Genomic DNA, 24,792 nt, shown 5'->3' with positions numbered 1-24,792 from the left:
GACATGATTTGTCTAAGAAAAGATTGTACGAAATCGCAAAAGAACTTGGAAAAGAAAGTAAAGAAGTTGTAGCGCGTGCAAAAGAGTTGGGCTTGGATGTGAAAAGCCACTCATCAAGTGTGGAAGAAGCTGCTGCTGCAAAAATTGCTGCCAGCTTTAAGTCCGCAGCTGCTCCGAAAGCAGAAGCAAAACCTGTAGCACCAAAAGCAAGTGCAGAAAAGAAAGCTGAAAAATCTGAGCCAGCAAAACCAGCTCTAGCCAAGGAAAGGGCAAAATCTGCAGAGCCAGTCGCTCCTAAAATAGAAAAAGTAGCAGCTAAACCGCAAAGTCGTAATTTCAAGGCTGAGCGCGAAGCACGTGCCAAAGAGCAGGCAGAACGACGCAAACAAAATAAGGGCAATAACCGTAACCAACAACAAAACGGAAACCGTCAGAAAAACGACGGCCGTAATGGTGGAAAACAAGGTCAAGGTAATCGTGACAATCGTCGCTTTAGTGACCAAGCTAAGAAACAGCAAGGTCAGCAAAATCGTGGAAACGCTCGCCGTCAACAAGAGGACAAGCGTCCAAATCAAGTGGCTCCACGTATTGACTTTAAAGCCCGTGCAGCAGCTCTAAAAGCAGAGCAAAATGCAGAATATGCACGTTCAAGTGAGGAACGCTTCAAGCAAACTCAAGCAGCTAAAGAAGCCTTGGCTCAAGCTAACAAACGCAAGGAGCCAGAGGAAATCTTTGAAGAAGCGGCTAAGTTAGCTTCACAAGCACAACAAGCAGAGCAAGTTCAAGCAGTGGTTGAAGTCGTCCCTGAGAAAAAAGCAGCTGTAGTGGATACACGTCGTAAAAAACAAGCTCGACCAGAAAAAAATCGTGGCGAATATGATCACGAAGAGGATGGTCCTAGAAAACAACAAAAGAATCGAAGTAGTCAAAATCAAGTGAGAAATCAAAGAAATAGTAACTGGAATAACAACAAGAAGAACAAAAAAGGCAATAACAAGAACAACCGTCATCAGACTTCAAAACCTGTTACAGAACGTAAATTCCATGAATTGCCAACAGAATTTGAATATACAGATGGTATGACCGTTGCGGAAATCGCAAAGCGTATCAAACGTGAACCAGCTGAAATCGTTAAGAAACTTTTCATGATGGGTGTCATGGCCACACAAAACCAATCCTTGGATGGAGAAACAATCGAACTCCTCATGGTGGATTACGGTATCGAAGCCAAGCAAAAGGTTGAAGTGGATAATGCCGACATTGAACGTTTCTTTGTCGAAGATGGTTATCTCAATGAAGATGAATTGGTTGAGCGTCCACCAGTTGTTACTATCATGGGACACGTTGACCACGGTAAAACAACCCTTCTAGATACCCTTCGTAATTCTCGTGTTGCGACAGGTGAAGCAGGTGGGATCACTCAGCATATCGGTGCCTACCAAATCATGGAAAAAGGCAAGAAGATTACCTTCCTTGATACACCAGGACACGCGGCCTTTACATCTATGCGTGCGCGTGGTGCTTCTGTTACCGATATTACTATTTTGGTCGTAGCGGCAGATGATGGGGTTATGCCTCAGACTATCGAAGCCATCAACCACTCAAAAGCGGCCAACGTTCCAATCATCGTTGCCATTAACAAGATTGATAAGCCAGGTGCCAACCCAGAACGTGTGATCGGTGAATTGGCTGAGCATGGTGTTATGTCAACAGCTTGGGGTGGAGATTCTGAGTTTGTAGAAATCTCAGCTAAGTTTAATCAAAATATCGATGAACTCTTGGAGACTGTCCTTCTTGTGGCTGAAATCCAAGAACTCAAAGCAGACCCAACAGTACGTGCTATCGGTACAGTTATCGAAGCTCGCTTGGACAAAGGTAAAGGTGCGGTTGCAACCCTCCTTGTCCAACAAGGTACTTTGAACGTTCAAGATCCAATCGTTGTCGGAAATACCTTCGGACGTGTCCGTGCCATGACCAACGACCTAGGTCGTCGTGTTAAGGTTGCAGGGCCATCAACACCAGTTTCAATCACAGGTTTGAACGAAGCACCGATGGCGGGTGACCACTTTGCTGTATACGAAGATGAAAAATCTGCGCGTGCAGCAGGTGAAGAGCGTGCCAAACGTGCTCTCATGAAACAACGTCAAGCTACCCAACGTGTCAGCCTTGAAAACCTCTTTGATACGCTTAAAGCTGGTGAACTCAAATCAGTTAACGTCATTATCAAGGCCGACGTACAAGGCTCTGTTGAAGCTCTTTCTGCCTCACTTCAAAAGATCGATGTAGAAGGTGTTAAAGTTACCATCGTCCACTCAGCAGTAGGTGCTATCAATGAATCTGACGTGACTCTTGCCGAGGCTTCAAATGCCTTTATCGTTGGTTTCAACGTACGTCCTACACCTCAAGCTCGTCAACAAGCAGAAGCTGACGATGTGGAAATCCGTCTCCACAGTATTATCTACAAGGTGATCGAAGAGATGGAAGAAGCCATGAAAGGGATGCTTGATCCAGAATTTGAAGAAAAAGTTATTGGTGAAGCAGTTATTCGTGAAACCTTCAAAGTTTCTAAAGTTGGAACAATCGGTGGATTTATGGTTACTAGCGGTAAAGTTACCCGCGACTCTAAAGTTCGTGTAATCCGTGATGGTGTCGTTATTTACGATGGTGCTCTAGCTAGCTTGAAACACTATAAAGATGACGTTAAAGAAGTTACAAATGGCCGTGAAGGTGGTCTCATGATTGATGGCTACAATGATCTTAAGATGGATGATGTGATTGAAGCCTATGTCATGGAAGAAATCAAACGATAATAGAGAAACGATAGCCGATTTGACTCGTCGTCAACAGCGCCTTGATGAACCTCAGTTCTATCTAAGGCTTGTTTCCTAGATTCAAATGGCTCTAGTTCCTCTATCTACTAGACAAAGCTGGGTCTGCTGGCCTAGCTTTTGGTTCAATTGAGAGAAAGGAAGAAGCATGGCAAATCATTTTCGTACAGACCGTGTGGGTATGGAGATCAAGCGCGAAGTCAATGAGATTTTGCAAAAGAAAGTCCGTGATCCACGTGTCCAAGGTGTGACCATCACTGATGTTCAGATGCTAGGTGACTTATCTATGGCTAAGGTTTACTACACTATTTTGAGTAATCTTGCCTCAGATCATCAGAAAGCTCAAGTCGGGCTTGAAAAAGCAACTGGTACTATCAAACGTGAACTTGGTCACAATTTGAAATTGTACAAAATTCCAGACTTAACTTTCGTCAAAGACGAATCCATCGAATATGGAAACAAGATTGACGAGATGCTACGCAATCTGGATAAAAACTAAGCAGAAAGAGGGGCAACCCTCTTTTTTAGTGGAGAAATGAAAGATAATATAGGATACGAAAACGCTCTATATGGTATGATATTATATAATAAAAAAATAACAGGGAGATAGAGATGGCTAAAGAAGATGTGGCGATGCAAGTGTTGCAACAGGTAATAAAACTTCCTGTCGTCAAAGTGAACCGGTCAAAATTTTTAATGGACAAATTCTCTAAGGAAGTGGTTTCAAAGGATATTCCTAGATTATTGGAAGAAGGGCCGACAGCTTTATTACCTCAGGAAACCTTAGATCGAGTGGCCAATGCCTGCATTAAAGATAATGTTTTGCTGGCAAGTGGGACATCAGTTTTGGCTGGATTACCTGGTGGTCTTGCCATGGCCGTTACCATTCCGACAGATGTAGCCCAGTTTTACGCATTTTCACTGAAACTAGCTCAGGAGCTAGGCTATATTTACGGCTATGATGATCTCTGGGCTTCGCGAAATGAGCTGAGCGGAGAAGCTAAAAATACCCTCTTACTCTATCTGGGAGTGATGTTGGGAGTAAATGGTGCGGGAGCTCTACTTCGTTCTGGTGGTGTTACAGTTGCTAAGCAAGTGATGAAGACTGTTCCCCAGAAAGCCTTGACAAAGACTCTTTGGTATCCTATTTTGGAAAAAGTGTTGAAAATCTTTGGAGTGAATCTGACAAAAGGTAGCTTAGCTAAAGGAATGGGAAAAGTTATTCCAATCTTAGGTGGAGTCCTATCAGGTGGTTTAACCTTTGCCACTATGAAACCCATGGGTGAGAGATTGCAGAAGGAATTATCTAAACTGGTTAATTATGATGAAAATCAATACCAAGAAGATATAGAAACTATCCGAAAAGAAGTGGAAATCATCGAAGGAGATTGACATGGGGATCATAACAGTACTGGCCAAAACCTACGGTAATTATCTTCTAACAAGGCAAGCTTTATAAGTTGCAGAAATCATAAAAAAAGATGAAAACACAGTCGTTAGTTTGGGAAAATTAGTTCTCGTAGATCAGCTTATGGATACAGCTACTTGGTTGATGAAGCCGGAGGATAAAGAATGAAATCTTTTTGGAGGTTCTTTACTCTTCTTTTTATAACACCAATTGTTGGTCTGATAAAAATACTCTGGTTCCTAATCTCTTTCGCCTTCCAATTACTCTTCTATAGAATTCTTTTCAAGATCATAGATTGTTTTTTCAAACTTCTCTGATGATCATGGTAAGGATAAGACTTTGAGGTTTTACTAGGAGAAGTCTATATAATTAGAAATAATGAAATAATGAAATGATACGAAATAAAACTAGCAAGTCTTCTACTGCTAGTTTTTTAATCTTTGCCCTTGTGGTATAATAAAAAGAACAAAACTGTTAGAGAATATGATGGAGGTTATGATGGACAATATCATTGATGTATCTATTCCTGTTGCGGAAGTTGTGGACAAGCATCCAGAAGTTTTAGATATCCTAGTAGAACTCGGTTTTAAACCTCTTGCAAATCCTTTGATGCGAAATACAGTCGGACGAAAAGTATCGCTCAAACAGGGGTCTAAACTGGAAGGAACTCCTATGGATAAGATTGTCCGCACGCTGGAAGCAAATGGCTACGAAGTGATTGGGTTAGACTAATGGCAGATGAACGGATTCATATCCTACGGGATATTTTGTTAGAATTGCACAATGGTGCCTCTCCTGAGTCGGTTCAGGAGCGCTTTGATGCGACTTTTACAGGTGTTTCAGCCATAGAGATTTCCCTCATGGAGCACGAGTTGATGAACTCTGACTCAGGTGTGACATTTGAAGACGTCATGGAGCTCTGTGATGTCCATGCCAATCTCTTTAAGAATGCTGTTAAGGGTGTCGAAGTTGAAGATACAGAGCATCCAGGTCATCCTGTGCGTGTTTTTAAGGATGAAAATCTAGCCCTCCGTGCTGCCTTGATTCGTGTTCGAAGATTGTTAGATACCTATGAGTCTATGGAAGACGAGGAAATGCTGGCAGAGATGCGTAAGGGATTGGTTCGTCAAATGGGACTTGTAGGTCAGTTCGACCGTCACTACCAGCGCAAGGAAGAACTCTTCTTTCCTATCATGGAGCGTTATGGACACGATTCACCTCCCAAAGTCATGTGGGGAGTCGATGATCAGATCAGGGAACTCTTTCAAACAGCTTTAGCGACAGCCAAGTCACTACCAGAAGTGTCGATTCGCAGTGTAAAAGAAGATTTTGAAGCCTTTGCGACAGAGTTTGAAAGTATGATTTTTAAGGAAGAATCTATCCTTCTCATGATTCTACTAGAATCCTTTACTCAGGATGACTGGCTTCAGATTGCCGAGGAGAGCGATGCCTATGGCTATGCTATCATCCGTCCGTCTGAGAAATGGGTGCCAGAGCGCCAGAGTTTCCTTGAGGAAAAGAGTGCAGAGGAGCCCGTGCAACTAGACACTGCTGAAGGTCAAGTTCAGCAAGTTATCGATACGCCAGAAGGGCAGTTTACCATTACTTTTACCCCTAAGGAAAAGGAAGCAGTGCTGGACCGTCATAGTCAGCAGGCTTTTGGCAATGGCTATCTTTCAGTCGAGCAGGTCAACCTCATCCTCAATCACCTCCCTATGGAGATTACCTTTGTCAATAAGGACGATATTTTCCAGTATTACAATGACAATACGCCGGCTGACGAGATGATTTTCAAACGGACGCCGTCACAAGTCGGGCGTAATGTAGAACTCTGCCATCCACCTAAGTACTTGGACAAGGTCAAAACTATCATGAAGGGCCTTCGTGAGGGAACCAAGGACAAGTATGAAATGTGGTTCAAGTCTGAGTCGCGAGGTAAATTTGTCCACATCACCTACGCAGCAGTGCACGATGAAGAGGGAGAATTCCAAGGTGTGCTGGAGTATGTTCAGGATATTCAACCCTACCGTGAGATTGATACGGACTATTTCCGTGGATTAGAATAAGGAGAAAAAATGAGTTACGAACAAGAATTTATGAAGGAATTTGAAGCCTGGGTCAATACCCAGATTATGATCAATGACATGGCGCACAAGGAAAGCCAAAAAGTCTACGAAGAAGACCAAGACGAGCGTGCCAAAGATGCCATGATTCGCTACGAAAGTCGCCTGGATGCTTATCAGTTCTTGCTTGGTAAGTTTGAAAACTTTAAAGCAGGCAAGGGATTCCATGATTTGCCAGATGGCTTGTTTGGTGAGCGAAATTATTAAATGAGATAGATTCTTGATTTTTTACTAAAATCTTGATAAAATACTCTTATTAAATCCTTGTTAGAGCAGGGATTTTTTATTGAAAGGATTTTATCATGTCAAAGAAACTCAATCGTAAAAAACAATTACGAAACAGCCTCCGTCGTGCAGGTGCTTTTTCAAGTACTATGACTAAGGTTGTAGAAGAGACAAAAAAAGTAGTGAAACGTGCAGAACAGTCAGCGAGTGAAGCTGGTAAGGCTGTTTCTAAAAAAGTTGAGCAAACAGTAGAAGCTACCAAAGAGCAAGCTCAAAAAGTATCCAATTCTGTAGAAGATTTTGCAGCTAACTTGGGTGGACTTCCACTTGACCGTGCCAAGACCTTCTATGATGAAGGAATCAAGTCTGCGTCAGATTTCAAAAACTGGACTGAAAAAGAACTCCTTGCCTTGAAAGGAATCGGTCCAGCTACCATCAAGAAATTAAAAGAAAACGGCGTCAAGTTCAAGTAATCTTTCTTGCCTCTTGCATTTCCGTCAAAAACTTGTTAAAATAAAGCCATTAGAGGTGTTTTGAATCCCACATTTTACAGAAAGTGGCGGCGCTGAGAAGTCCACAAATGTGTCAAAACTAGTTGCTAATGGATGAAAATGAAATAATATTGTCTTTTTGTTTTAAAGACGAGAGTTGCGGGCAACTGCCCGAAATTGGGTGGTACCGCGGATAAATACATTCGTCCCTGTCATGTAGATGGCAGGGCTTTTCTTTTGCGCCTTAGTAAAAGGAGGTTGTCATGAAACAATCTTTTAACACCAGCAAACTCTACTATGGTTTTCCTATCTTTATCTTGGGATATCAGGACAACAACTTTGGACACAATATCACGACCTGCAGTTCCTCTTATAGTCTGGGAGATTGGCTGGTCATCGGTGTTGGTGTTGAGGAAAATGTGGCTGACCAGATTAAGCATTATCAGAAGTTCACCGTAAACATCCCTGATGAAAACTTCATGCTAGAAATGGAGCAGGCTGGTTTTATAAGCCATCGGGAGAAACTGAAACACCTGGCACTAGACTATGAGATTTCTGAACAGACTCATGCTCCGATTTTGGAATCTTGTCCAGTCGTTTTGGATTGCCAAGTGGATCGGATTATCGAGGAAGATGGCATCTGCCATATCTTTGCCAAGATTCTCGAGCGACTGGCTGATCCAGAGCTCTTGGATGAGAAAGGGCATTTTAAAAACGACCGTTTTTCACCAACTTACTTTATGGGGGACGGCCATCAGCGCGTTTATCGTTATCTAGATGACCGAGTCGATCCTATGGGTAGCTTTATCAAGAAAGCGAGGAAGAAAGATGACAAGAGCAGAACTACCTGAACGAACCGAGACGGAGCGACTTGTCTTGCGAGGCTGTACTTTAGAGGATGCTGAGAATATCCATGCCTACGCTAGCCTCCCAGAAGTTTCTTACCCAGCGGGCTTTCCGCCCGTCAAGACCTTGGAAGATGAGATTGATTATCTGAAGCATATCCTTCCTGAGCGCAATCAAAAGGAAAATCTCTCAGTAGGCTATGGGATTGTCGTCAAAGGAACCGATAAAGCCATTGGTTCTATTGACTGCAATCACCGCCATGCGGACGATGTGCTAGAAATTGTCTATACCTTGCACCCAGACTACTGGGGCCAAGGTTACGTACCAGAAGCAGCGCGTGCTTTGCTTGATTTAGCCTTTAAAGATTTGGATCCTCACAAGATTGAATTGACTTGTCTTGGCTACAATACCCAAAGTCAACGAGTCGCAGAAAAACTTGGCTTTACCCTCGAAGCTCGCATAAGAGACCGTAAAGATGCCCAAGGAAATCGCTGTGACAGTCTGATATATGGCTTGCTGAAGAGTGAGTGGGAGGTATAGGAAAGTTTATCATGTCAAAAAAAAATAGTAATAAATCAAAAAAATCCTACCTGTGTAACCTTAGAAGGAAACATAGAGAATTTATTAATGGGATTGATTTAGAGGAATTCTCTTTTAAAAAAGATTTTTTGAATCAGGTTGTTAATCCCGAAGAACTATCTTTACTGATCTCTAGAAAAATTTTTGGTGGTGCTACACTATACAACAATTTACAATTTGATTCTGATACAAATAAGGTATGTTTCCCAAAATTTAAGTCAAATAATGAAATCGCTAGATATGTTCAGAGTTGTTTGTTTTTAAAAGATTCTAATAAAATGAAACAGTTACAAAGTGAATTGGAATATCTTCTAAAGAAAGAAACGGATGCTAAATTAGAACAATTAACAGAAATAGTAAAAGAAATAATATATTTAGATAAATACGGTTCTTTCTTAAGATCTAATCCAAGATTCATGGTAAAAAAAGACTCCTATGTATATCGAGCGATAAAGTTATATGATGGTGATAATCTTAAAGAAGATTTTGATCCAATTGAGTGGAGATTCATTAATAAACATCAAGCCTTAATGCGATTAAATAAAGGGGGAGGTGAACAACCTGTTCTTTATGTCTCTCCAGATTTTAATTCAGTTTTTTACGAAGTTGATGCGGAAGATACACATGAAAAAATGGCAGTTTTTGTATATAGAGTAAAGGAAGATATTCAACTTCTCCCTATAGATGGAAAAATGTTTGCCAATCCAGAGTACGATGATAGTTTTAAAAGATACGGTGAATATATTGGACAAATCCTTGAGCCCCTATTTTCAAAAAAAATTTCTCCCGAACTGAATGAAAGTCTAGTGTATGAGTTGTCTAATTTTATAAAAGATGAATTCTATAATATTCAGAATGAAAACAATAAAACTGATAACCAAGTAGTAGGATGGACTTATATTTCAACAAAGACAATGAAACCTATTAGCCAGATCATTAATTCAGATTCATTAAAGATAGAACATAGATGTTTTGCATTCCCAGAAAACTATTATGAAAAAGCTCTGGATTTAGATAATGTAAGTTGTTGTATGGTAAATTGTGGTGATTATGAAAAAGAACATCTTAAATTTTGTAACGATTCCTATGTTCAAAACAAAATTGAGTTGAGTTGGGATGGTGAGATAATTCGAAATAGTTATTGAATCTTATGAAACATAATATTTTAAAAATAAAAATACTTATCTTGAAAACAGTAAAGGAGCACACACATGTCTAAAGAACTTTCACCTAAATACAATCCAGCCGAGGTTGAGGCTGGTCGTTACCAAAAATGGCTTGACGAAGATGTTTTCAAGCCTTCAGGCAATCAAAAGGCCAAGCCTTATTCGATCGTGATTCCACCACCAAACGTAACTGGTAAACTTCACCTTGGTCACGCTTGGGATACAACTTTGCAAGATATCATCATCCGTCAAAAACGCATGCAAGGTTTCGATACCCTTTGGCTTCCAGGGATGGACCACGCGGGGATTGCCACTCAGGCTAAGGTTGAGGAGCGCTTGCGTAGTGAGGGCATTAGCCGTTATGACCTTGGTCGTGAGTCTTTCTTGACGAAAGTCTGGGAATGGAAAGACGAATATGCCACTACCATCAAGGAACAATGGGGCAAGATGGGGCTCTCTGTAGACTACTCTCGTGAGCGTTTCACTCTTGACGAAGGTTTGTCAAAAGCCGTTCGCAAGGTCTTTGTCGATCTTTACAAGAAAGGATGGATCTACCGTGGTGAGTTTATCATCAACTGGGATCCAGCAGCTCGCACAGCCCTTTCTGATATCGAAGTCATCCACAAGGATGTCGAAGGAGCCTTCTACCACATGAATTACATGCTGGAAGACGGCTCACGCGCCCTTGAAGTTGCGACAACTCGTCCTGAGACTATGTTTGGAGACGTTGCCGTTGCAGTCAATCCAGAAGACCCACGCTACAAGGACTTAATCGGTAAAAACGTCATCCTTCCAATCGCTAAAAAATTGATCCCAATAGTCGCGGATGAACACGCAGACCCTGAGTTTGGTACAGGTGTCGTGAAAATCACTCCTGCTCATGATCCAAACGACTTCTTGGTGGGTCAACGTCACAACTTGCCACAAGTCAACGTCATGAACGACGACGGAACTATGAATGAGCTTGCCTTTGAATTTGCAGGCATGGACCGTTTCGAAGCTCGTAAGGCAGTCGTGGCTAAGTTGGAAGAAATCGGTGCCCTCGTTAAAATCGAAAAGCGTGTCCACAGTGTTGGTCACTCAGAGCGTACAGGTGTTGTAGTTGAACCACGCTTGTCAACGCAATGGTTCGTCAAGATGGACCAATTGGCCAAAAATGCTATTGCTAACCAAGACACAGAGGATAAGGTCGAATTCTACCCACCTCGTTTCAACGATACCTTCCTTCAATGGATGGAAAATGTTCACGACTGGGTTATCTCTCGTCAGCTCTGGTGGGGTCACCAAATCCCTGCATGGTACAATGCTGAGGGTGAAATGTATGTCGGCGAAGAAGCTCCAGAAGGTGACGGATGGACTCAGGACGAAGACGTCTTGGATACTTGGTTCAGTTCTGCTCTCTGGCCATTCTCAACCATGGGCTGGCCTGATGTCGATTCAGAAGACTTCAAACGTTACTTCCCAACTTCAACCTTGGTAACAGGTTACGACATCATCTTCTTCTGGGTGTCTCGTATGATCTTCCAATCCTTGGAATTCACTGGACGTCAGCCATTCCAAAACGTGCTTATCCACGGTCTCATTCGTGACGAGCAAGGACGCAAGATGTCTAAGTCACTCGGTAACGGGATTGATCCGATGGATGTTATTGAGAAATACGGTGCCGATGCCCTTCGTTGGTTCCTTTCAAACGGTTCTGCACCAGGACAAGACGTGCGCTTCTCTTACGAGAAAATGGATGCATCTTGGAACTTCATTAACAAGATCTGGAACATCTCTCGCTACATCCTCATGAACAATGAAGGTTTGACTCTTGAGCAAGCAACGGCTAATGTCGAAAAAGTTGTTAACAAGGAAGCTGGAAATGTCACAGACCGCTGGATTCTCCACAACCTCAATGAAACCATCGGAAAAGCTACTTCTAACTTTGACAAGTTTGAGTTTGGTGTGGCTGGACATATTCTCTACAACTTCATCTGGGACGAGTTTGCGGACTGGTACGTTGAGTTGACCAAGGAAGTCCTTTATAGCGACAACGAAGAAGAGAAAGTCATCACACGTTCTGTTCTCCTTTACACTTTGGACAAGATCCTTCGTCTCCTTCACCCTATCATGCCGTTCGTGACAGAGGAAATCTTTGGCCAAATCTCAGAAGGCTCTATCGTCACAGCAGAATACCCAACTGTCAATCCAGCCTTTGAAGACCTTGTTGCCCACACTGGTGTGGAAAGCCTCAAAGACTTGATCCGTGCTGTTCGTAATGCACGTGCGGAAGTAAACGTAGCACCAAGCAAGCCAATCACAATCCTTGTTAAGACTAGCGATAGCGACTTGGAAGCCTTCTTTAACAGCAATGTCAACTACATCAAACGCTTCACAAATCCAGAACACTTGGAAATCGCATCAACCATTCCTGCACCTGAACTCGCTATGTCAAGCGTCATCACAGGAGCAGAAATCTACCTGCCACTGGCAGACCTCCTCAATGTCGAAGAAGAACTGGCTCGACTCGACAAGGAACTGGCTAAATGGCAAAAAGAACTGGACATGGTCGGCAAGAAACTCTCTAACGAACGCTTCGTAGCCAACGCCAAACCAGAAGTCGTCCAAAAAGAACGCGACAAACAAGCCGACTACCAAGCCAAATACGACGCGACCGTCGCACGTATTGATGAGATGAAGAAACTCGTTAAATAAACACAGAAACACGGTGGTAAACCGTGTTTTTTTGGTATAATAAAATCAATATCTATTGATGGAGAAAGTGATGTCTAATACTCGTCGAAAATCAAATTCAAACCACGTCAGCGTCGCCTTACCGTACTCAAGTACAGCTTGCGGCTAGCTTCCTAGTTTGCTTTTTGATTTTCATTGAGTATAAACACCCTCATTATGAATTGTTAAATTTAATTGGTTACGGTCTTGCCAAGTTTGATAAGCTTTTTATAAAAGAATTTCAATGCTCTAGCAAGTCGGAGTTTTATCGCCATGTGGTGTCTCTTGGAATTGCTGAAACAACAGGAGTTGTAAAAAATAGAATGGATTTATTTGATCCCTATTTTGACAATAATCGAAAAGGTTGGTGGCAGAAAGCTGAAGTTTATCGTTTTCGTAAAGATTTAATTGATATGATGTTTGGGAATGAAGATGTTCACAGTTATGCAGAAATCGTTAAAATGTTGCTTGCAAGTGAAGGGAAGAAAACAGGTATAACCATCGTTGAAAAACCAATAGTTCGAACTAAGTTCAAACGTCTACAAGAAACTGGAATGGAGGCAGAGAATTATTTTATCCTTCATTTTGATAAAGAAGAAAAATTCCAAGGTGGACTATTGACCGATGCCCGTATTTATGGTCATGGATATGATTTCCAAGTAGATGTGCAAGATCATTCCTACCTTGCCGAAGTAAAAGGAATTCGAAAACCTAAGGGTCGCATTCGTTTGACTGCCAAAGAATTTGAAAAAGCCAAAGAGTTTCAATCAGATTTTATTTTATCTCTAGTCACCAACCTAGATGATATTCCAAAGATAGTGTTAATTGATAATCCTTTAAAACATTTTGAGTTTAAAAAAATATTATCAAAAATGAAATTATTGAATATAGAAGCTTAGAAGATTTCTATTAGTTCTCCCTTAACCTTTGACTATTCCGCAAAATTATCGTAAAATAAAGAGTAAATGATAAAATGAGGTCAGAGTCTGTTCGCTCTGGCAATAGCAGTATAAATGAGGAGAAACGCTTTGGAATTAGAAGTATTTGCTGGGCAAGAAAAAAGTGAACTATCTATGATTGAGGTAGCGCGTGCTATCTTGGAACTTCGTGGTCGCGATCATGAGATGCATTTTAGCGATCTTGTAAACGAAATTCAAAACTACCTTGGAACATCAAACAGCGATATCCGCGAAGCTTTGCCTTTGTTCTATACAGAGTTGAACTTTGACGGTAGCTTCATCTCTCTTGGAGACAACAAATGGGGTCTTCGTTCATGGTATGGTGTGGACGAAATTGACGAAGAAATCATCGCTCTTGAAGAAAGTGACGATGATGAAGTAGCACCAAAAGCTAAGAAAAAACGTGTCAATGCCTTCATGGACGGGGATTCAGATGCTATTGATTACAATGCTGATGATCCGGAAGACGAAGATGCATATGAAGCAGATCCAGCTCTTTCATATGATGATGAAAATCCAGATGATGAGAAAAACGAAGTGGAAGCTTATGATGCAGAAATCAACGAAATCGCTCCTGATGACTTGGATGAAGACGTCGATCTCAACGAAGAAGATGATGAGTTTTCAGATGACGACGCTGAAACGAGTGAAGAATAAAAGACCTCACAGAGGAGATCGCCTGATCTCCTTTTTGTTCCTTGAGCAGGTCATCCGTTTGGATGTGGATCTTTAGTTGGTCTTCTGAAAACAATCCCCTTTTTTCACATTCTACCAATTCGGGTTGACAAATAATCTGCTTTAAGGTATCATATTGTTCGGGCACCTCTTTTAGAGGTCGGGGCTCCCTAGTTCTTAGGGAGCTATTTTTGTTTTTTCAAGAAGTTATCTTCTTGTATGTTATACTCAATGAAAATCAAAAAGTAAACTAGGAAACTAGCCGCAGGCTGCTCAAAACACTGTTTTGAGGTTGTAGATAAGACTGACAAAGTCAGGAACACATATCTACGGAAAGGCGACGTTGACGCGGTTTGAAGAGATTTTCGAAGAGTATTAGTTGTGAATCTGGTGCAGTAGTTCCAGATTATTCTTATTAGTAGGGTCTTGTTTTCTATGTTCCCACGTAGTTAACAGGGCCTTGAGCATTTTAGAAAGAGGAATCTATGTCAACGAAATATATTTTTGTAACTGGTGGTGTGGTATCGTCTATTGGGAAAGGGATTGTAGCAGCAAGTCTGGGCCGTCTCTTGAAAAATCGTGGTCTCAAAGTAACCATTCAAAAATTTGACCCTTATATCAATATCGATCCAGGAACCATGAGTCCTTATCAGCACGGGGAAGTTTTTGTGACAGATGATGGAGCTGAGACAGATTTGGACTTGGGTCACTATGAACGTTTCATCGATATCAATCTTAACAAATATTCCAACGTGACAACTGGTAAAATTTACAGTGAAGTTCTCCGTAAGGAACGTCGTGGCGAATACCTTGGGGCAACTGTCCAAGTCATTCCTCATATCACAGATGCTTTGAAAGAGAAAATCAAGCGTGCTGCTCTAACGACTGACTCTGATGTTATTATCACAGAGGTCGGTGGAACTGTTGGGGATATTGAGTCCTTGCCATTCCTAGAGGCACTTCGTCAGATGAAGGCAGATGTGGGTGCAGATAATGTCATGTATATCCATACGACCTTGCTTCCCTACCTCAAGGCCGCTGGTGAAATGAAGACCAAGCCAACTCAGCATTCTGTCAAAGAATTGCGTGGTCTGGGAATCCAACCAAATATGTTGGTTATTCGTACAGAAGAGCCAGCTGGTCAAGGAATAAAAAACAAACTAGCCCAGTTCTGTGATGTGGCACCAGAAGCTGTTATCGAGTCTTTGGATGTCGAACACCTTTATCAAATTCCATTAAACTTGCAGGCACAAGGTATGGACCAAATTGTCTGTGATCATTTGAAAATAGATGCACCGGTAGCAGATATGACAGAGTGGTCAGCCATGGTGGACAAGGTCATGAATCTCAAAAAACAAGTTAAAATTTCCCTTGTCGGTAAGTATGTGGAGTTGCAAGATGCCTACATTTCTGTGGTCGAAGCCTTAAAACACTCTGGCTATGCCAACGACGCAGAAGTGAAAATCAATTGGATCAATGCCAATGATGTGACAGCAGAGAATGTAGCAGAGCTTCTATCTGACGCTGACGGAATCATCGTACCGGGTGGTTTTGGTCAACGTGGTACGGAAGGAAAAATTCAAGCCATCCGCTTTGCGCGTGAAAATGATGTTCCAATGTTGGGAGTCTGCTTGGGAATGCAGTTGACTTGTATCGAGTTTGCTCGTCACGTTTTGGGTCTTGAAGGAGCCAATTCTGCAGAGCTTGCACCAGAAACAAAATACCCTATCATTGATATCATGCGTGATCAGATTGACGTTGAGGATATGGGGGGAACCCTTCGTTTGGGACTTTATCCATCTAAGTTGAAACGTGGTTCTAAGGCAGCGGCTGCTTATCACAATCAAGAAGTGGTGCAACGCCGTCACCGTCACCGCTACGAATTTAACAATGCCTTCCGTGAGCAGTTTGAAGCAGCAGGCTTTGTCTTTTCAGGCGTTTCACCAGACAATCGCCTGGTCGAAATTGTTGAGATCCCAGAAAATAAATTCTTTGTAGCGTGTCAGTACCACCCTGAACTGTCAAGTCGTCCAAACCGCCCAGAAGAACTCTACACTGCCTTTGTGACTGCAGCAGTTGAGAATAGTAATTAAGAAAATAGGAACCTTTGAGAAGAATCTCAGAGGTTTTTTGATTCCTTCAAAAAATTCTTGGCAACTCAGGTGATTGGCAATAAGGGTAAGCGGTCCTCTCTTCTCATTGAGGGAAAGGGATTTTCCCTGCCTAGATACTGCTTCCCTATTTGTCCTAAAGCCTTTTTTGTGTTAAAATGAATGGTATGAAAGCTAAAAAAATGTGGATGACAGGTCTGGCTCTGCTTGGAATTGGGAGCCTTGCCCTTGCTACGAAAAAAGTTGCAGATGACCGTAAGCTTAGGAAGACTCAGGAAGAGTTGACAGCGATTGTGCGAGACCATTTTTCAGACATGGGGGAAATTGCGACTCTCTATGTTCAAGTTTATGAAAGCAGTCTAGAGAGCTTGGTTGGTGGCGTCATTTTTGAGGATGGCCGTCATTATACCTTTGTCTATGAAAATGAAGACCTGGTCTATGAGGAGGAAGTCTTATGATACAACCAGCAAATTTAGAAGAATTAGCATCTTTAGTGGAAAAAGAGGGCAAGAAGGTTTTCCTTTTTGTGGCGGACTGGTGTGGCGATTGTCGCTATATCTATCCTGCCTTGCCAGAGATTGAGGAGACCAATCCAGAGTTCACCTTTATTCGAGTGGACCGAGACCAGTATATGGATTTGGCTAAACTCTGGGATGTTTACGGAATTCCTAGCCTTGTTGTTCTAGAAAAGGACAAGGAAATCGGCCGTTTTGTCAATCGTGACCGTAAAAGCAAACAACAAATTAATGACTTTTTAGCAGGACTGAAATAGGAGAAAAGGAAACAATGATTTTTACATATAACAAAGAACATGTCGGTGATGTCCTTATGGTCATCGTGAAAAACAGCGGAGATGCTAAGTTGGATGTGGAGCGCAAAGGCAAGGTAGCCCGTGTTTTTCTAAAAGATAATGGAGAAACAGTGGCTTGGAATATTTTTGAAGTTTCAAGTTTGTTTGAAATTGCAGAGCGCGGTCAAGTCTTTTTATCAGATGAGCAAGTCGCTCGTTTGAACCAAGAATTGCAGGCGGAAGGTTTTACAGAAGAAATTATCAATGACAAAGAGCCTAAGTTTGTTGTTGGTGAAATTGTCGAGATGGTAGCTCATCCAGATAGTGACCACCTCAACATCTGCCAAGTTGCAGTCGCAAGTGACAAGACAGTGCAAATTGTTGCAGGAGCACCTAATGCACGTGTTGGGTTGAAAACCATTGTCGCTTTACCTGGTGCCATGATGCCCAAAGGCAATCTTATTTTCCCAGGTGAGCTTCGTGGTGAAAAGAGTTTTGGCATGATGTGTAGCCCTCGTGAATTGCATCTGCCAAATGCTCCGCAAAAACGTGGAGTGCTTGAATTATCAGAAGACCAAATTGTTGGAACTCCATTTGATCCAGCTAAACACTGGACTGCCTAGGAAGTTGTTAATATCTGATAAACCAGCTAGAAGGAAATAAGATGGCAAAAAATGTATTGATTACTGGGGCTACCTCAGGAATTGGTGAAGCGATTGCGCGTGCTTATCTGGAGCAGGGTGAGAATGTCGTTCTAACTGGACGACGGACAGACAGATTAGAGACTCTCAAGTCAGAGTTTGCAGCAACCTATCCAAATCAAACAGTTTGGACCTTTCCACTAGATGTCACGGATATGACCATTGTAAAGACTGTCTGCTCCAATATTCTAGAAACGATAGGTCAGATTGATATCCTGGTCAACAACGCTGGACTGGCTCTAGGTTTAGCACCCTATCAGGATTATGAAGAGTTGGATATGTTGACCATGCTGGATACCAATGTTAAAGGTTTGATGGCAGTCACTCGCTGTTTCCTGCCAGCAATGGTAAAAGCCAATCAAGGACATATCATCAACATGGGGTCAACCGCAGGAATTTATGCCTATGCAGGTGCAGCAGTTTATTCAGCTACCAAGGCGGCAGTTAAGACCTTTTCAGATGGTCTGCGAATTGATACCATCGCAACGGATCTCAAGGTGACAACCATTCAGCCTGGAATTGTCGAAACAGATTTTTCGATGGTACGTTTTCACGGCGATAAAGAGCGGGCTGCGTCCGTTTACCAAGGAATCGAAGCCTTGCAAGCTCAGGATATTGCAGATACAGTAGTCTATGTGACCAGTCAACCTCATCGTGTTCAGATTACAGATATGACTATTATGGCCAATCAACAGGCGACAGGTTTTATGGTTCATAAAAAATAAAAAATTTCCTCGAAAAGTTACAAATTTCTGTAACTTTTTTTGATTTCCTACGAATAGATAAGTAGGAGGAAAAAATATGTATAATAAAGTTATCATGATTGGGCGTTTAACGTCTACACCAGAATTGCACAAAACCAACAATGACAAGTCAGTAGCGCGAGCAACTATCGCTGTGAATCGTCGTTACAAAGACCAAAATGGGGAACGAGAAGCTGACTTTGTCAATATGGTTCTATGGGGCAGACTAGCAGAAACTTTGGCCAGCTACGCAACTAAAGGTAGTCTCATTTCAGTGGATGGAGAACTTCGTACCCGTCGTTTCGAGAAAAATGGTCAAATGAATTATGTGACTGAAGTCCTTGTGACAGGGTTCCAACTCTTGGAAAGTCGTGCCCAACGCGCTATGCGTGAAAATAATGCAGGACAGGATTTAGCAGATTTGGTTTTGGAAGAGGAGGAATTGCCATTTTAAACATTAAAAAGTCTGAGTTGGTCTCAGGCTTTTTATCTTGAGAAAGTCAGACTTTTTTCTTGACTATTTCTGACCAAGTGATACAATAGAACTATGATTTAGCACTCAGGTATAAAGAGTGCTAATGCTATCTATCTCATCATGGAGGAAATCAGATGTTGAAACCATTAGGGGACCGTGTGGTCTTAAAAATCGAAGAAAAAGAACAAACTGTTGGAGGCTTTGTCCTTGCAGGCTCAGCCCAAGAAAAAACAAAAACAGCCAAAGTTGTAGCTACTGGGCAAGGTGTTCGTACCTTGAACGGTGACTTGGTTGCTCCAAGTGTGAAGGCTGGAGACCGTGTATTAGTTGAAGCTCACGCAGGTCTTGATGTCAAAGATGGCGATGAAAAGTACATCATCGTAGGCGAAGCTAACATCTTGGCTATCATTGAAGAATAGAAGGAGAAAGTAAGTATGTCAAAAGAAATTAAATTTTCATCAGATGCCCGTTCAGCTATGGTTCGTGGTGTCGATATCCTTGCAGATACTGTTAAAGTAACCTTGGGACCAAAAGGTCGTAACGTTGTGTTGGAAAAATCATTTGGCTCACCCTTGATTACCAATGATGGTGTGACTATTGCCAAAGAAATTGAATTGGAAGACCATTTTGAAAATATGGGTGCTAAATTGGTATCAGAAGTAGCTTCAAAAACCAATGATATCGCAGGTGATGGGACTACAACTGCAACTGTTTTGACCCAAGCTATCGTCCGTGAAGGTATCAAAAACGTCACAGCAGGTGCCAATCCAATTGGCATTCGTCGTGGGATTGAAACAGCAGTTGCCACAGCTGTAGAAGCATTGAAAAACAACGCCATCCCTGTTGCCAACAAAGAAGCTATCGCTCAAGTTGCTGCCGTATCTTCTCGTTCCGAAAAAGTGGGCGAATACATCTCTGAAGCCATGGAAAAAGTAGGCAAAGACGGAGTCATCACTATCGAAGAGTCACGTGGTATGGAAACAGAGCTTGAAGTTGTAGAAGGAATGCAGTTCGACCGTGGCTACCTTTCACAGTACATGGTGACAGATAGCGAAAAAATGGTGGCTGACCTTGAAAATCCGTACATTTTAATCACTGACAAGAAAATTTCCAATATCCAAGAAATCTTGCCACTTCTAGAAAGCATTCTCCAAAGCAATCGTCCACTCTTGATTATTGCAGATGATGTGGATGGCGAAGCTCTTCCAACCCTTGTCTTGAACAAGATTCGTGGAACCTTCAACGTGGTAGCTGTTAAGGCACCTGGTTTTGGTGACCGTCGCAAAGCCATGCTTGAAGACATTGCCATCTTAACAGGCGGAACAGTTATCACTGAAGATCTTGGTCTTGAGTTGAAAGACGCTACAATTGAAGCTCTTGGTCAAGCAGCTAGAGTAACAGTGGACAAAGATAGCACTGTTATCGTAGAAGGTGCTGGAAATCCTGAAGCGATTTCTCACCGTGTTGCAGTTATCAAGTCTCAAATCGAAACCACAACTTCTGAATTTGACCGTGAAAAATTGCAAGAACGCTTGGCAAAATTGTCAGGTGGTGTTGCAGTCATCAAGGTCGGAGCTGCAACTGAAACTGAGTTGAAAGAAATGAAACTCCGCATCGAAGATGCTCTTAATGCTACTCGTGCAGCCGTGGAAGAAGGAATCGTTGCAGGTGGTGGTACTGCCCTTGTTAATGTTATCTCTACTGTTGCTGCCTTAGAGTTAGAAGGTGATGAAGCAACAGGACGTAATATTGTTCTTCGTGCCTTGGAAGAACCTGTTCGTCAAATCGCCCACAATGCAGGATTTGAAGGCTCTATCGTCATCGATCGTTTGAAAAATGCCGAGCTTGGTACAGGTTTCAACGCAGCAACTGGTGAGTGGGTCAACATGATTGAAGCAGGAATTATCGATCCTGTTAAGGTTAGCCGTTCAGCCCTACAAAATGCAGCGTCTGTAGCCAGCTTGATTTTGACAACAGAAGCAGTTGTAGCCAATAAACCAGAACCAGCAGCTCCGGCTCCAGCAATGGATCCAAGCATGATGGGTGGCATGATGTAAGCTTTCTATAGAAAACAACTTATAAAAAACACAAAAGGAGGGAATGACTACCCCTCCTTTTTATGATATTCACTTCTAAATTGATTTGAGCTCTCCTAACTTATATGATAAAATAAGACTAGAAAAAGGAGAAGAACATGATCGATGTAGAAGAAATTCTGAGCAAGATGAACCCTAATCAGAAGATTAATTATGACCGTGTCATGCAGAAGATGGTACAAGTATGGGAGAAAAATGAGCAGCGCCCAACCATTCTCATGCATGTTTGCTGTGCTCCTTGTAGTACCTACACCCTAGAGTATCTGACCAAGTACGCTGATGTGACCATCTATTTTGCCAACTCCAATATCCATCCCAAGGCAGAATACCACAAGCGGGCTTACGTTACCAAGAAATTTGTCAGTGACTTCAATGAGCGAACAGGAAATACGGTTCAGTACCTAGAAGCCCCCTATGAACCAAATGAATATCGGAAGTTAGTTAGAGGACTAGAGGAAGAGCCAGAAGGTGGGGATCGTTGCAAGGTTTGCTTTGACTACCGTTTGGACAAAACAGCGCAAGTGGCTATGGACTTGAGTTTTGACTACTTTGGCTCAGCCTTGACCATCAGCCCTCATAAGAATTCTCAAACCATTAACAGCATCGGAATCGATGTGCAAAAAATTTACACAACCCACTATCTTCCAAGTGATTTCAAGAAAAATCAAGGGTACAAACGTTCAGTGGAGATGTGTGAAGAGTATGATATCTATCGTCAATGTTATTGTGGATGCGTCTATGCAGCCCAAGCCCAGAATATTGATCTGGTTCAAGTTAAGAAGGACGCTACTGCGTTCATGCTTGATAAGGATGTTGAAAAAGACTATTCCCACATCAAATTTACAGTGACTAAATTAGATATATAAGAATAAGCCCAGCTGCAAAGCTGGGTTTTTAAAATAAAAAACCAGGGCCTTAACCCCAGTTTGACAACTTTACCGATTCTTTAGTTCTACATAGCGCTTGTACCAAATGTTGACATAGGCTTCTGAGAAAGGACCTCGCTCATTGTTAATCCAATCAACAAGAATCTTAACATGCTCTTTCAGAATATAGTCTAGATCAGAAGAATACTTCATTTTGCGTTTGTGACGCTCGTACTCTTCAACGTCCAAGAGACGTTTTTCCCCATCTGTAAAAATTTTAACATCCAAATCGTAATCAATATACTTTAGTGCTTCTTCATCCAGATAGTAGGGGCTAGCCATATTACAATAGTAGGAAATTCCATTATCACGAATCATAGCGATAATATTAAACCAATATTTCTTGTGAAAGTAAACAATAGCCGGTTCTCGAGTGACCCAACGACGACCGTCACTTTCGGTAACAAGTGTGTGGTCGTTGACGCCGATAATAGCGTTCTCTGTTGTTTTTAGTACCATGGTGTCCCGCCAAGTTCGGTGGAGACTCCCATCATGCTTATAACTTTGAATTGTAATAAAGTCGCCTTCTTTTGGAAGCTTCATAACTAACCAACTTTCTACAATTTATAAGTTTATCGTTTACTATTGTACCATAAAATTGCCTAAAATCTGTGAATTTTACATGAAAATATTAAAGATATTCTCTGAGAGCGCTTGCTATATCCGAAAAATCGTAGCCCTTTCGTGCTAAAACTTGAGTTAAACGCTGTTTAAGTTCGTATCCTTCATACTTTCGAGCATACTTAGTATATTGCTTATCAAGCTCTTTGAAGATGAGTTCCTGAGTCGTTTCTTGGTCAACTTGACTATCCAACTGATCAAAGGCACTTTTAGCATCAGAATAGGAAAATCCCTTGTTGGTCAGATTTTGGATTATCTTATCTTGCAAGGCACGAGCTGGAAGTTTTCCTTCATATTTTTTCAATAGTTTATTGGCTACACGTTGAGCAACTTCCGAAAAATCAAACTCTTTCAAGATCTCTTCTATAATTGATTTTGAAATCCCTTTTTGTGTTAGTTTCTGAGTCAGTACATATGGACCCTTGTCTCCTGAAAGTTGATTGGCATTGATGATAGCATAAGCGTACTGGCCATCATTAATCCAATTATCCTCTTTGAGGTTAGCAATGACTTGTGAAATTATGTTTCCATCAATATCGTATTTTTTTAAATATTCTCTGACTTCTTTTTCAGTGCGAGCTTTAAAGGATAAGTGGTAGAGGGCTAGATTCTTCCCATAAGAAAATTGGGCAAAGTCCTGAATCTCTTTTAATTCTTCTTCGCCTATCACCTTATCTCTCGATAACATAAAACGAACAATAGTATCTTCAGTAATATAGCATTTGTCGTCATTATCAAGCTCCATCAGATAGAGTCTTTTTTTCTTTTCAAGTTTTGTGATTTTCATAGTTCTATTATACCTCAAAATGTGATAAGATAGGGGTATGAATCTGAAAGTGAAACAAAAAATACCATTAAAAATCAAGCGCATGGGAATTAATGGTGAAGGAATCGGCTTTTATCAAAAAACATTAGTCTTTGTGCCTGGAGCTCTAAAAGGAGAAGATATCTATTGTCAGATTACTTCCATTAAACGTAACTTTGTAGAGGCAAAATTACTGAAGGTCAACAAGAAGTCTAAATTCCGTGTTGTGCCAGCATGTACTATTTACAATGAGTGCGGAGGCTGCCAAATCATGCACCTGCATTATGATAAGCAGCTCGAGTTCAAGACGGACTTACTTCATCAAGCGCTGAAAAAATTTGCTCCTGCAGGATATGAAAACTATGAAATCCGTCCAACTATTGGAATGCAGGAACCAAAGTACTACCGTGCTAAGTTACAATTTCAGACTCGAAAATTTAAAAATCAGGTCAAGGCAGGTCTGTATGCACAAAACTCTCATTATTTGGTAGAGTTGAAAGACTGCCTCGTACAAGATAAGGAAACCCAAGTGATTGCTAATCGCCTAGCAGAATTGCTTACTTATCATCAGATTCCAATCACGGATGAGAGAAAAGTTCTAGGTGTTAGGACTATTATGGTCCGACGAGCAAGAAAGACTGGACAAGTTCAGATTATTATTGTTACAAATCGCCAGCTTAATTTAACCCAACTAGTAAAAGACTTGGTTAAAAATTTTCCAGAGGTTGTGACAGTAGCTGTGAATACAAATACAGCTAAAACCAGTGAGATTTATGGTGAAAAGACAGAGATTATCTGGGGAAAAGAGAGTATTCAAGAAGGTGTACTCGATTATGAATTTTCACTATCTCCTCGAGCTTTCTATCAACTAAATCCTGAACAAACAGAAGTCCTCTATAGCGAGGCGGTAAAAGCGCTGGATGTTGATAAAGAAGACCATTTGATTGACGCTTATTGTGGAGTTGGAACGATTGGATTTGCCTTCGCAAAGAAAGTTAAAACACTCAGAGGTATGGATATTATTCCAGAAGCCATTGAAGATGCCAAGCAAAATGCTAAAAAAATGGGATTTGACAATACTCATTATGAAGCTGGAACAGCAGAGGACATTATTCCTCGATGGTATCAGGAAGGCTACCGAGCAGATGCTCTGATCGTGGATCCACCACGTACAGGTCTGGACGATAAGTTATTAGATACTATTCTTACCTATGTACCAGAAAAAATGGTCTATATTTCTTGCAATGTTTCGACCTTGGCTCGTGATTTAGTACGCTTAGTAGAAGTCTATGATCTCCATTATATCCAGTCGGTCGATATGTTCCCACATACAGCTCGAACTGAAGCTGTTGTAAAATTAATTAAAAAAGTTTAAAAAAGGTGTTGACAAAGAAAAAAAAGTCGGTATAATAGTAAGAGTTGAAAAAACCAACTCAGGTCCGTTGGTCAAGGGGTTAAGACACCGCCTTTTCACGGCGGTAACACGGGTTCGAATCCCGTACGGACTAT

Annotated in this window: 24 protein-coding genes, 1 tRNA gene and 2 pseudogenes; 25 read left to right on the top strand and 2 right to left on the bottom strand. The window is 41.5% G+C overall.

Annotated features, from left to right (window positions below; translation table 11 throughout):
* The first annotated feature begins 8 nt into the window (after positions 1 to 8).
* The 23 genes and pseudogenes from infB to D2908_RS06060 all read left to right on the top strand — a co-directional run bounded on the left by infB (position 9) and on the right by D2908_RS06060 (position 21,797).
* Positions 9 to 2,810 (top strand): translation initiation factor IF-2, encoded by a 2,802-nt coding sequence (gene infB / locus D2908_RS06170; protein WP_117305671.1) that lies wholly within the window; start codon positions 9 to 11, stop codon positions 2,808 to 2,810.
* Between the two features lie 166 nt (positions 2,811 to 2,976).
* On the top strand, positions 2,977 to 3,327 hold the full coding sequence (rbfA, locus tag D2908_RS06165; RefSeq protein WP_117305670.1) for a 30S ribosome-binding factor RbfA: 351 nt from the start codon (positions 2,977 to 2,979) through the stop codon (positions 3,325 to 3,327).
* A 113-nt stretch (positions 3,328 to 3,440) separates the two neighbouring features.
* On the top strand, positions 3,441 to 4,220 hold the full coding sequence (locus D2908_RS06160; protein WP_117305668.1) for a hypothetical protein: 780 nt from the start codon (positions 3,441 to 3,443) through the stop codon (positions 4,218 to 4,220).
* A 1-nt stretch (position 4,221) separates the two neighbouring features.
* Positions 4,222 to 4,404, top strand: a pseudogene (locus D2908_RS10140) (hypothetical protein).
* A gap of 330 nt (positions 4,405 to 4,734) precedes the next feature.
* Positions 4,735 to 4,968, top strand: a complete 234-nt coding sequence (locus tag D2908_RS06150; RefSeq protein WP_000368732.1) for a DUF1858 domain-containing protein — start codon at positions 4,735 to 4,737, stop codon at positions 4,966 to 4,968.
* Complete coding sequence (locus tag D2908_RS06145) at positions 4,968 to 6,302, top strand: DUF438 domain-containing protein (RefSeq protein WP_117305666.1); 1,335 nt, start codon at positions 4,968 to 4,970, stop codon at positions 6,300 to 6,302. Before D2908_RS06150 ends, D2908_RS06145 begins: the two co-directional genes overlap by 1 nt.
* A gap of 9 nt (positions 6,303 to 6,311) precedes the next feature.
* Positions 6,312 to 6,566 carry a DUF1912 family protein gene (locus D2908_RS06140; RefSeq protein ID WP_000119706.1) on the top strand — a complete coding sequence of 85 codons (255 nt, stop codon included), beginning with the start codon at positions 6,312 to 6,314 and terminating at the stop codon, positions 6,564 to 6,566.
* A gap of 95 nt (positions 6,567 to 6,661) precedes the next feature.
* A complete protein-coding gene (locus D2908_RS06135) occupies positions 6,662 to 7,057 on the top strand; it encodes a helix-hairpin-helix domain-containing protein (RefSeq protein WP_117305665.1) in 396 nt (131 codons plus the stop codon).
* Between the two features lie 281 nt (positions 7,058 to 7,338).
* A complete protein-coding gene (locus tag D2908_RS06130) occupies positions 7,339 to 7,926 on the top strand; it encodes a flavin reductase family protein (protein ID WP_117305663.1) in 588 nt (195 codons plus the stop codon).
* A complete protein-coding gene (locus D2908_RS06125; protein ID WP_117305661.1) occupies positions 7,904 to 8,461 on the top strand; it encodes a GNAT family protein in 558 nt (185 codons plus the stop codon). Before D2908_RS06130 ends, D2908_RS06125 begins: the two co-directional genes overlap by 23 nt.
* A gap of 11 nt (positions 8,462 to 8,472) precedes the next feature.
* Positions 8,473 to 9,645, top strand: coding sequence for a hypothetical protein (locus D2908_RS06120; protein ID WP_117305660.1), 1,173 nt, complete (start codon positions 8,473 to 8,475; stop codon positions 9,643 to 9,645).
* A gap of 66 nt (positions 9,646 to 9,711) precedes the next feature.
* Positions 9,712 to 12,363 carry a valine--tRNA ligase gene (locus D2908_RS06115; protein WP_117305658.1) on the top strand — a complete coding sequence of 884 codons (2,652 nt, stop codon included), beginning with the start codon at positions 9,712 to 9,714 and terminating at the stop codon, positions 12,361 to 12,363.
* A gap of 173 nt (positions 12,364 to 12,536) precedes the next feature.
* Positions 12,537 to 13,294: pseudogene (locus D2908_RS06110) on the top strand (DUF3883 domain-containing protein).
* 115 nt (positions 13,295 to 13,409) lie between these two features.
* Positions 13,410 to 13,997, top strand: coding sequence for a DNA-directed RNA polymerase subunit delta (gene rpoE / locus D2908_RS06105; RefSeq protein ID WP_165847451.1), 588 nt, complete (start codon positions 13,410 to 13,412; stop codon positions 13,995 to 13,997).
* A gap of 503 nt (positions 13,998 to 14,500) precedes the next feature.
* Complete coding sequence (locus tag D2908_RS06100) at positions 14,501 to 16,108, top strand: CTP synthase (protein WP_117305655.1); 1,608 nt, start codon at positions 14,501 to 14,503, stop codon at positions 16,106 to 16,108.
* 185 nt (positions 16,109 to 16,293) lie between these two features.
* Complete coding sequence (locus D2908_RS06095; RefSeq protein WP_346426295.1) at positions 16,294 to 16,584, top strand: DUF4651 domain-containing protein; 291 nt, start codon at positions 16,294 to 16,296, stop codon at positions 16,582 to 16,584.
* Positions 16,581 to 16,898 carry a thioredoxin family protein gene (locus tag D2908_RS06090; protein ID WP_117305651.1) on the top strand — a complete coding sequence of 106 codons (318 nt, stop codon included), beginning with the start codon at positions 16,581 to 16,583 and terminating at the stop codon, positions 16,896 to 16,898. The genes D2908_RS06095 and D2908_RS06090 overlap by 4 nt, the downstream gene beginning before the upstream one ends.
* A gap of 14 nt (positions 16,899 to 16,912) precedes the next feature.
* Complete coding sequence (ytpR, locus tag D2908_RS06085; protein ID WP_117305650.1) at positions 16,913 to 17,539, top strand: YtpR family tRNA-binding protein; 627 nt, start codon at positions 16,913 to 16,915, stop codon at positions 17,537 to 17,539.
* Positions 17,540 to 17,580: 41 nt separating this feature from the next.
* Positions 17,581 to 18,342, top strand: a complete 762-nt coding sequence (locus D2908_RS06080) for an SDR family NAD(P)-dependent oxidoreductase (RefSeq protein ID WP_117305648.1) — start codon at positions 17,581 to 17,583, stop codon at positions 18,340 to 18,342.
* Between the two features lie 76 nt (positions 18,343 to 18,418).
* Positions 18,419 to 18,814: a single-stranded DNA-binding protein gene (locus tag D2908_RS06075; RefSeq protein ID WP_000282467.1), complete on the top strand. Its 396-nt coding sequence runs from the start codon at positions 18,419 to 18,421 to the stop codon at positions 18,812 to 18,814.
* A 155-nt stretch (positions 18,815 to 18,969) separates the two neighbouring features.
* Positions 18,970 to 19,254, top strand: a complete 285-nt coding sequence (gene groES / locus D2908_RS06070) for a co-chaperone GroES (protein WP_000917315.1) — start codon at positions 18,970 to 18,972, stop codon at positions 19,252 to 19,254.
* Between the two features lie 15 nt (positions 19,255 to 19,269).
* Positions 19,270 to 20,892: a chaperonin GroEL gene (gene groL, locus D2908_RS06065; protein WP_117305646.1), complete on the top strand. Its 1,623-nt coding sequence runs from the start codon at positions 19,270 to 19,272 to the stop codon at positions 20,890 to 20,892.
* 137 nt (positions 20,893 to 21,029) lie between these two features.
* Complete coding sequence (locus D2908_RS06060; RefSeq protein WP_117305644.1) at positions 21,030 to 21,797, top strand: epoxyqueuosine reductase QueH; 768 nt, start codon at positions 21,030 to 21,032, stop codon at positions 21,795 to 21,797.
* Between the two features lie 69 nt (positions 21,798 to 21,866).
* On the opposite strand, the gene D2908_RS06055 is transcribed toward D2908_RS06060, so the two are convergent.
* Both D2908_RS06055 and recX read right to left on the bottom strand, forming a co-directional pair.
* A complete protein-coding gene (locus tag D2908_RS06055) occupies positions 21,867 to 22,400 on the bottom strand; it encodes a DUF402 domain-containing protein (RefSeq protein WP_049494921.1) in 534 nt (177 codons plus the stop codon).
* A gap of 88 nt (positions 22,401 to 22,488) precedes the next feature.
* On the bottom strand, positions 22,489 to 23,265 hold the full coding sequence (gene recX / locus D2908_RS06050) for a recombination regulator RecX (RefSeq protein WP_117305642.1): 777 nt from the start codon (positions 23,263 to 23,265) through the stop codon (positions 22,489 to 22,491).
* Positions 23,266 to 23,302: 37 nt separating this feature from the next.
* Here recX and rlmD point away from each other — a divergent pair, with 37 nt between their 5' ends.
* Both rlmD and D2908_RS06040 read left to right on the top strand, forming a co-directional pair.
* On the top strand, positions 23,303 to 24,658 hold the full coding sequence (rlmD, locus tag D2908_RS06045) for a 23S rRNA (uracil(1939)-C(5))-methyltransferase RlmD (RefSeq protein WP_117305640.1): 1,356 nt from the start codon (positions 23,303 to 23,305) through the stop codon (positions 24,656 to 24,658).
* Positions 24,659 to 24,719: 61 nt separating this feature from the next.
* Positions 24,720 to 24,791, top strand: a tRNA-Glu gene (locus D2908_RS06040).
* The last annotated feature ends 1 nt before the right edge of the window (position 24,792 follow it).

This window comes from Streptococcus sp. LQJ-218 (assembly GCF_003428885.1).
Classification (GTDB): Bacteria; Bacillota; Bacilli; order Lactobacillales; family Streptococcaceae; genus Streptococcus.
Note: the sequence above shows the minus strand (reverse complement) of the source record. Positions and strands in the feature narration are given on the sequence as shown.

Coding starts and splice junctions, on each gene's coding strand:
- D2908_RS06055 (WP_049494921.1), bottom strand. CDS start 22,400: ATGAAGCTTCCAAAAGAAGGCGACTTTATTACAATTCAAAGTTATAAG.
- D2908_RS06095 (WP_346426295.1), top strand. CDS start 16,294: ATGAAAGCTAAAAAAATGTGGATGACAGGTCTGGCTCTGCTTGGAATT.
- D2908_RS06130 (WP_117305663.1), top strand. CDS start 7,339: ATGAAACAATCTTTTAACACCAGCAAACTCTACTATGGTTTTCCTATC.
- D2908_RS06075 (WP_000282467.1), top strand. CDS start 18,419: ATGTATAATAAAGTTATCATGATTGGGCGTTTAACGTCTACACCAGAA.
- rlmD (WP_117305640.1), top strand. CDS start 23,303: ATGAATCTGAAAGTGAAACAAAAAATACCATTAAAAATCAAGCGCATG.
- D2908_RS06145 (WP_117305666.1), top strand. CDS start 4,968: ATGGCAGATGAACGGATTCATATCCTACGGGATATTTTGTTAGAATTG.
- D2908_RS06120 (WP_117305660.1), top strand. CDS start 8,473: ATGTCAAAAAAAAATAGTAATAAATCAAAAAAATCCTACCTGTGTAAC.
- groL (WP_117305646.1), top strand. CDS start 19,270: ATGTCAAAAGAAATTAAATTTTCATCAGATGCCCGTTCAGCTATGGTT.
- D2908_RS06090 (WP_117305651.1), top strand. CDS start 16,581: ATGATACAACCAGCAAATTTAGAAGAATTAGCATCTTTAGTGGAAAAA.
- rbfA (WP_117305670.1), top strand. CDS start 2,977: ATGGCAAATCATTTTCGTACAGACCGTGTGGGTATGGAGATCAAGCGC.
- D2908_RS06080 (WP_117305648.1), top strand. CDS start 17,581: ATGGCAAAAAATGTATTGATTACTGGGGCTACCTCAGGAATTGGTGAA.
- D2908_RS06150 (WP_000368732.1), top strand. CDS start 4,735: ATGGACAATATCATTGATGTATCTATTCCTGTTGCGGAAGTTGTGGAC.
- D2908_RS06100 (WP_117305655.1), top strand. CDS start 14,501: ATGTCAACGAAATATATTTTTGTAACTGGTGGTGTGGTATCGTCTATT.
- D2908_RS06115 (WP_117305658.1), top strand. CDS start 9,712: ATGTCTAAAGAACTTTCACCTAAATACAATCCAGCCGAGGTTGAGGCT.
- D2908_RS06135 (WP_117305665.1), top strand. CDS start 6,662: ATGTCAAAGAAACTCAATCGTAAAAAACAATTACGAAACAGCCTCCGT.
- recX (WP_117305642.1), bottom strand. CDS start 23,265: ATGAAAATCACAAAACTTGAAAAGAAAAAAAGACTCTATCTGATGGAG.
- groES (WP_000917315.1), top strand. CDS start 18,970: ATGTTGAAACCATTAGGGGACCGTGTGGTCTTAAAAATCGAAGAAAAA.
- D2908_RS06060 (WP_117305644.1), top strand. CDS start 21,030: ATGATCGATGTAGAAGAAATTCTGAGCAAGATGAACCCTAATCAGAAG.
- D2908_RS06125 (WP_117305661.1), top strand. CDS start 7,904: ATGACAAGAGCAGAACTACCTGAACGAACCGAGACGGAGCGACTTGTC.
- ytpR (WP_117305650.1), top strand. CDS start 16,913: ATGATTTTTACATATAACAAAGAACATGTCGGTGATGTCCTTATGGTC.
- D2908_RS06160 (WP_117305668.1), top strand. CDS start 3,441: ATGGCTAAAGAAGATGTGGCGATGCAAGTGTTGCAACAGGTAATAAAA.
- D2908_RS06140 (WP_000119706.1), top strand. CDS start 6,312: ATGAGTTACGAACAAGAATTTATGAAGGAATTTGAAGCCTGGGTCAAT.